General features: G+C 72.5%; 7 protein-coding genes. 6 read left to right on the top strand and 1 reads right to left on the bottom strand.

Annotated features, from left to right (window positions below; all coding sequences use genetic code 11):
- Positions 1–261: 261 nt before the first annotated feature.
- The 3 genes from ACGF0J_RS37870 to ACGF0J_RS37860 all read left to right on the top strand — a co-directional run bounded on the left by ACGF0J_RS37870 (position 262) and on the right by ACGF0J_RS37860 (position 2,235).
- Entirely contained in the window at positions 262–582 is a 321-nt protein-coding gene (locus ACGF0J_RS37870) for a hypothetical protein (RefSeq protein WP_393154108.1), read from the top strand.
- A gap of 138 nt (positions 583–720) precedes the next feature.
- Entirely contained in the window at positions 721–1,707 is a 987-nt protein-coding gene (locus ACGF0J_RS37865) for a diacylglycerol/lipid kinase family protein (protein WP_393154106.1), read from the top strand.
- A gap of 273 nt (positions 1,708–1,980) precedes the next feature.
- Complete coding sequence (locus ACGF0J_RS37860) at positions 1,981–2,235, top strand: WhiB family transcriptional regulator (RefSeq protein WP_101787762.1); 255 nt, start codon at positions 1,981–1,983, stop codon at positions 2,233–2,235.
- A gap of 133 nt (positions 2,236–2,368) precedes the next feature.
- On the opposite strand, the gene ACGF0J_RS37855 is transcribed toward ACGF0J_RS37860, so the two are convergent.
- On the bottom strand, positions 2,369–3,877 hold the full coding sequence (locus tag ACGF0J_RS37855) for a histidine kinase N-terminal domain-containing protein (protein WP_393154104.1): 1,509 nt from the start codon (positions 3,875–3,877) through the stop codon (positions 2,369–2,371).
- 61 nt (positions 3,878–3,938) lie between these two features.
- Between ACGF0J_RS37855 and ACGF0J_RS37850 the strand changes: the two genes are divergently transcribed.
- The 3 genes from ACGF0J_RS37850 (at position 3,939) to bioD (ending at position 6,615) form a co-directional block, all read left to right on the top strand.
- Positions 3,939–5,087 carry an 8-amino-7-oxononanoate synthase gene (locus ACGF0J_RS37850; RefSeq protein ID WP_393154102.1) on the top strand — a complete coding sequence of 383 codons (1,149 nt, stop codon included), beginning with the start codon at positions 3,939–3,941 and terminating at the stop codon, positions 5,085–5,087.
- Positions 5,084–5,803, top strand: a complete 720-nt coding sequence (locus tag ACGF0J_RS37845; RefSeq protein ID WP_185089457.1) for a GntR family transcriptional regulator — start codon at positions 5,084–5,086, stop codon at positions 5,801–5,803. Before ACGF0J_RS37850 ends, ACGF0J_RS37845 begins: the two co-directional genes overlap by 4 nt.
- Before the next feature lie 89 nt (positions 5,804–5,892).
- On the top strand, positions 5,893–6,615 hold the full coding sequence (gene bioD, locus ACGF0J_RS37840) for a dethiobiotin synthase (protein ID WP_393154101.1): 723 nt from the start codon (positions 5,893–5,895) through the stop codon (positions 6,613–6,615).
- Positions 6,616–6,724 lie beyond the last annotated feature (109 nt).

The raw sequence follows: 6,724 nt of genomic DNA, 5'->3' as shown, positions 1-6,724 counted from the left end.
CACGCTGTCTCACCAGCCACGTCATACCGCGCAGCGGATCAGCACAGCAACCCGGAGATCTTCAATCAACCCAACGTGCGGAAAACGGGGCTAGCGTGACAACCTAGATCGTCGGCAGATCCGGCGCGGCGCCGAGCGCCCGCCCTCGTCCGGCGTTCGCCGCCCGCGGGAAACGGCGGCTCGAACCCCCTCACGCACCGGCCGGGCCGCCATGCGCGACTGTGACGGCCTCCGGCGCCGGAGATCGGAAGAAGGAGACAGATGTCGGTCAAGAAGCGCACGGCGAGCCTGTTCCTCGTCACGGCCCTCGCCACCGCCGGACTGGGCGCCGCGGGCACCGCCGCCTCGGCGCAGGCCGCCCTCGCCCCCTGCACGGGCAAGAGCGGCCTGCACATCACGGCCAAGGGCGAGAGCGGCGGCAAGGCGTGGGCGAACGTCCTCAACTGCGGCGCGACGAGGCTCGTGACCCTCGACATCAACAACGGCCCGGACCCGCTGTGCCGGACGATCGCGAAGGGCGACACCGCCCGGATCACCGCTCCCACGATCTTCGGCAGCGTCCGCAAGGCGAAGTACTGCTGATCCGCACCGTACGGCGCCGCCGGTGTCCCCGTGCCGCGGGGACACCGTGGTTCTTCCGGCCCGCCAGACATCCCCCTGGGTCCGCAAAATCGGAAATCTGGCGACAAGATAGACAACGATCACGGATACGCTGGCCCCATGCGCGCGATGCTCCTGGTCAACCCCAAGGCGACGACCACGAACTCCCGTACGCGGGACGTGCTGATCCGCGCGCTCGGCGCGGCCGTGGAGCTGACCGTCGAGGAGACCGGCTACCGCGGCCACGCGGCCACGCTGGCCGCCACCGCGCGGGCCAAGGGCTATGACGTGGTGGCCGTGCTGGGCGGCGACGGCACGATCAACGAGACGGTGAACGGCCTGCTCAACCCCGTCAACGGCGGTCCCACCGCACCGGCGGCGGCCGACCTGCCACCGGTCCCCGCGACGGCCGCCGGACGGCCCTCGCTGATCGTCATCCCCGGCGGCAGCGCGAACGTCTTCGCTCGCGGCCTGGGGCTGCCGAACGACCCGGTGGAGGCCACCGGCGCGGTGCTCGAGGCGCTACGGGAGGGGCGACGCAGGACCGTGGGGCTCGGCCAGGCCCTCTGGAGCGGCGAAAGCCGCTATTTCACCTTCTGCGCGGGCATGGGATATGACGCCGAGGTCATCCGCGCCGTGGAGGGGCTTCGCGGCGCGGGACGCAGGGCGACGCCGTCCCGCTACGTCAACACCGCGCTGCGCCACTACCTGCTGACCGACAAGCGGCACCCCGCCATGACGCTCACCGGCAGGGGCATCCCCAAGGCCGAGGGCGTCTTCATGGCGATCATCACGAACACCTCGCCGTGGACGTACGTGGGCACGCGACCGGTCCGGCCCACCCCGTGGGCGAGCTTCGACACCGGGCTCGACCTGCTCGGGCTCCAGCGGATGGGCCCGCTCGCACTGCTGCCGGTGATCAGGCACATCCTCACGGAGAGTGAGGCCCTTCCGTCGGGCAGGCACCTGGTCCAGCTCCACGACGAGCAGGAGTTCACCCTCACCGCGAGCCGTCCGGTGGCCTTCGAGCTGGACGGTGACTACCTGGGAGAGCGGGAGTCCGTAACGTTCCGGTCTATCCCGGACGCGTTACAAGTACTGGTCTAGCTCATTACATTCGGTCATTGTGTGACGCATACGACATCTATTACGGCCAAAACTTCGGCCTGACCCCTTGCGTGCACTCAGCGTGGCTGACAGGCTCAAGACTGACGTCGGAACGTAGGACCTTTGACCATAAGCCGAGGTCGTTCCGCCCGTCGGGCGAGCAAGCCCGGTCCACCACCAGCGACCGGGTCACTGTTCGCGCGCGTTAGTGAAACTCTTCACAAAGTAGTGGCCGCACGGAGCACCCAGGCTCCATCTACTAAGGAGTGACGCATGGACTGGCGCCACGTAGCCGCCTGCCGTGACGTGGACCCCGAGCTGTTCTTCCCGATCGGCAACACCGGCCCCGCCCTCATGCAGATCGAGGAGGCCAAGCAGGTGTGCCGGTCGTGTCCGGCCGTCGACGCCTGCCTGAAGTGGGCCCTGGAGTCCGGCCAGGACGCCGGCGTCTGGGGCGGTCTGAGCGAGGACGAGCGCCGCGCGCTCAAGCGCCGCACGGCCCGCGCCCGCGCCCGCGCCTCCGCCTGACCCAAGCCTGCCGGACCCAAGCCTGCCTGACCCGGCCTGCCGGACCTCGACCCGCCCGCCTCACCACAACCGGCCCGACCCCACCGGCCCGACCCCGACCGGCCGCCGGCCCCACGTGGCGGCCGAGCGGCCCTCATGAGGCCGGCAGCGGGATCGACAGCGTGACCTCCGTGCCGCCGCCCTCGCGCCGCTCGATGGCGAGCCTGCCCGACAGCTCTCCCACCACCAGCGTGCGGACGATCTGCAGGCCCAGGCTCGTCGTGCTGTCGAGGTCGAAGTCGTCCGGCACCCCCTGGCCGTCGTCCCAGACGAGCACGTTGAGCCGGTCGGCCTCCGGCCGGACCACGACCTGCAGCCGCTTCGGATGGCCGTGCTGCAGGGCGTTCTGCAGCAGCTCCGTGAGCGCCATCGCCAACGGCGTGGCGATCAGCGACGGCAGCACCCCGAACGCGCCGACCCGCCGCGGCGTGACCGCCGCCTCCGCCGACGACACCTCGCCGGCCATCGCGATCACCCGGTCGGCGATGTCGTCGAAGTCGACGAACTCCTCGGGCGCGTGGGACAGCGTCTCGTGCACGATCGCGATCGAGCCGACCCGGCGGACGGCCTCCTCCAGCGCCTCCCGCCCCTCCGGCACACGCAGCCGCCGCGCCTGGAGCCTGAGCAGCGCGGCCACGGTCTGCAGGTTGTTCTTGACACGGTGGTGGATCTCACGGATCGTCGCGTCCTTGGTCATCAGCTCGCGCTCGCGCCGGCGCAGCTCGGTCACGTCGCGGATGAGCACCAGCGCGCCGATGCGCCCGCCGCCGACGATCAGCGGGATGGCGCGGAGCTGGACGATCGTGCCGCCGGACTCCACCTCGGTCTCCTTGGCCGCGCGCCCGCTGGCCACGATCATGAGGTCCTCGTTGATCGGCTCGTCCGAGTAGCACAGCTGCGCCGTGACGCGGCCCAGCTCGGCGCCCACCAGGTCGGCGTGCAGCCCGAGGCGCCGGTAGGCCGACAGCGCGTTCGGCGAGGCGTACGTCACCCGGCCGGCCCTGTCGAGGCGCAGCAGGCCGTCGCCCACGCGCGGCGAGCGGACCAGGATGGGCTCCTCGCCGGAGAACGGGAAGCGGCCCTCGGCGACCATCTGCGCCAGGTCGGAGGCGCTCTGCAGGTAGGTCAGTTCCAGGCGGGACGGGGTGCGGGCGGACGACAGGTTGGTGGAGCGCTGGATGACCGCGAGGAAGCGGCCCTCGCCGCCCGGCAGTGCGCGCCGGACCGGGATGGTCTCCTCGCGCACGGGCACGCCGGTGGACCAGTCGGGATCGCCCTCGCGGCAGATGCGCCGCTCGTTCCAGGCGGTGTCGATGAGGTGGCGCTCGCCCGGCGCGACGACCGTGCCGACGACGTCGTCGTGGTAGACGGTGGGCCCGGTGGTGGGCCGCATCTGCGCGATGGCGATCCACCCGCTGCCGTGGTCCATGCCGCAGCCGCCGGCCGGTTCCTTCGACGGCGGCAGCAGCGGCGCCCACAGGACGAGGTCGGCGAACGACAGGTCGGCGAGCAACTGCCAGTCGGAGACCAGCGAGTGCAGCCAGTCGAGGTCCGCCGCGTCGAGTGAGGTGTGGCGGACGACGAGGTCGCTGAGTGTGGGCACGAGTGCATCATGCGTGGTTCTCCCCTCAACGGCCAAACCGGCCCCCTGATTGAATGCGCTCATGAATCCCCTGGCAGGACTTCGCGAGGCCACCGCCGGACGGCAGGCCGCCGGCCTGCGGCGCACGCTCCGCCCGCGCACGCCGGACGACGACGGCATGCTCGACCTGGCCTCGAACGACTACCTGGGGCTCAGCCGGGACCCCCGGCTGATCGAGGCCGCCGTCGAGGCGGTCCGCGTGTGGGGCACCGGGTCGACCGGGTCCCGGCTGGTCACCGGGTCCACGCGGCTGCACGAGGAGCTGGAGGCGAAGCTGGCGGCCTTCTGCGCGGCTCCCGGCGCGCTGGTGTTCTCCTCCGGCTACCTGGCCAACCTGGCGGCCGTGACGGCCCTCGGGCGGGGCGGGCTGGTGGTGTCCGACGCGGGCAACCACGCCTCGATCGTCGACGGGTGCCGCCTGGCGCGGGCGCGGGTCGTCGTGACGCCGCGCAAGGACGTCGCGGCCGTGGAGAAGGCGCTGGCGGGCCGCGCCGAGGAGCGCGCCGTGGTGGTCACGGACGCCCTGTTCTCCGTCGACGGCGACCTCGCGCCCGTCGCCGAGCTGGCGGAGGTCACCGCCCGGCACGGAGCCCTCCTCGTGGTGGACGAGGCCCACTCCCTCGGCGTCGTCGGCGAAGAAGGGCGCGGCCTCGTGCAGTCAACCGAACTTTTCGGGGCATCTCACATTGTGAGAACCGTCACACTGTCCAAATCCCTCGGATCCCAGGGCGGAGCGGTGCTGGGGGAACCGGAGGTGATCGACACGTTGATCGACACGGGCAGATCGTTCATCTTCGACACCGGCCTGGCACCCGCCTCGGTTGCCGCCGCGTCCGCCGCTGTGGATATCCTTCAGCATCAGCCTGAGCTGCCTGGACGCGCGCGTCTGCGAGCCGGCGAGCTGGCCGCCACGGCCCGCGCGCTCGGCCTGGAGACGAGCGAGCCGGCGGGCGCGGTCGTGCCCGTGGTGCTCGGCCCGCCCGAGACCGCGCTGGCCGCCGCCGCCACCTGTGCGGACCTGGGGGTACGCGTGGGTTGCTTCCGCCCGCCCTCGGTGCCGGAAGGCCGGTCTTGCCTGCGGTTGACCGCTCGGGCCAATCTGAGTTCCGATGATCTCGCGGTGATCAGACACGCCCTCACCGCCGTGGCAGAAGTGAAGGTGAGAGCGTGACCGACGACGGTCCCCGCGTACCGAAGTACTACGACGTGAAGCGGAGCCTGCTGGAGCTCACCAAGAGCCTGCCCGCCGGCTCCGCGCTGCCCCCCGAGCGGGCACTCGCCGTACGGTTCGAGACCTCCCGCACCACCGTCCGGCAGGCGCTCACCGAGCTGGTCGTGGAGGGACGGCTGCTGCGCATCCAGGGCAAGGGCACGTTCGTCGCCCAGCCGAAGGTCGCCCAGGTGCTGCAGCTCACCTCCTACATCGGCGACCTGCGCACCGCCGGCCTCGAACCCGACACGAAGATCCTGGAGATCGGCTACATCACGGCCGACGAGGCGCTGGCCCGCCGCCTGGCGATCAACCCCGGCGGCCGGGTCCTGCGCATCCACCGGCTCAGGCTGGCCAACGGCGAGCCCGTCTCGATCGACACCACCCACCTGTCGGCCCGCCGCTTCCCCCGGCTGCGCCGCGAGCTGGAGGTGCACTCGTCGCTGTACGAGACGCTGCACAACGCCTACAACGTGCGGCTCACGGACGCCGAGGAGATCATCGAGACGGTGCTGGCGACCCCGTACGACGCCAAGGCGCTGGGCGTGGACGTGGGCCTGCCGATGCTGCTGCTCACCCGCCACGCCTTCGACGCCGACGGCAACCCGGTCGAGTGGGCCCAGTCCCTCTACCGCGGCGACCGCTACAAGTTCGTCACGCGCCTGCGCCGCCCCTGAGCGCCTCGGGCGCGGCGGGCGACGGGCAACGGGCGACGGGCAGCGGACGACGGGCGGCTGGCCCGGCCGCGCCGTCCTAGGCTGGCCGGATGAGCGTACTCATCGTCACCGGCACCGACACCGGCGTCGGCAAGACCGTCGCGACCGCCGCCGTCGCGGCCCTGGCCAGGCAGCGCGGTTCCGGGGTGGCCGTGGTGAAGCCCGCCCAGACCGGGGTGGCCCCGGGCGAGCCCGGAGACCTGGACGAGGTCATCCGGCTGGCCGGGGTGGCGACGACGTTCGAGCTGGCCCGCTACCCCGCGCCGTTGTCCCCGGCGGCAGCGGCGCGGGCGGCCGGGCTGCCGCCCGTGTCACTGACCGCGGCCGCCGAGCGGATCGCCGAGCTGGCCGAGACCCACCGGCTCGTGCTGGTCGAAGGCGCGGGCGGGCTGCTGGTGCGTTTCGACGAGGACGGCGGCACGCTGGCCGACCTGGCGCGGCTGCTCGACGCGCCCGTCCTCGTGGTCGCCCGGGCCGGGCTGGGCACGCTCAACCACACCGCGCTCACGCTGGAGGCGCTGGCCCACCGCGGGCTGTCCCTGGCCGGCCTGGTGATCGGGTCCTGGCCGGCCGAGCCGGGCCTGGCCGAGCGGAGCAACGTGGCCGACCTGGAGATGCTCGCCGCGCGCCCGCTGGCGGGGGTGCTGCCGGAGGGCGCGGGGGCGCTCGACGCCGAGGAGTTCGCCGGCGCCGCCCGCCGAGGGCTGGGTGCCACGCTCGGCGGTTCGCTGGACCTTGCCACGTTCAGGCGGAGCTTCAAGCTGACGGCGTGACCGGCCCCGGCGGGCGCGCGGCTGCGGCCCCCGCGCACAGCCGCGCGCCCGTCACGTGGACGTGCCCACCCCCGCGGGCACGTCCACCCCGAAGGCGCGCCCATCCCCG

It is taken from the genome of Nonomuraea sp. NPDC047897 (genome assembly GCF_043204415.1).
In the GTDB taxonomy this organism is placed as follows: domain Bacteria; phylum Actinomycetota; class Actinomycetes; order Streptosporangiales; family Streptosporangiaceae; genus Nonomuraea.
Note: the sequence above shows the minus strand (reverse complement) of the source record. Positions and strands in the feature narration are given on the sequence as shown.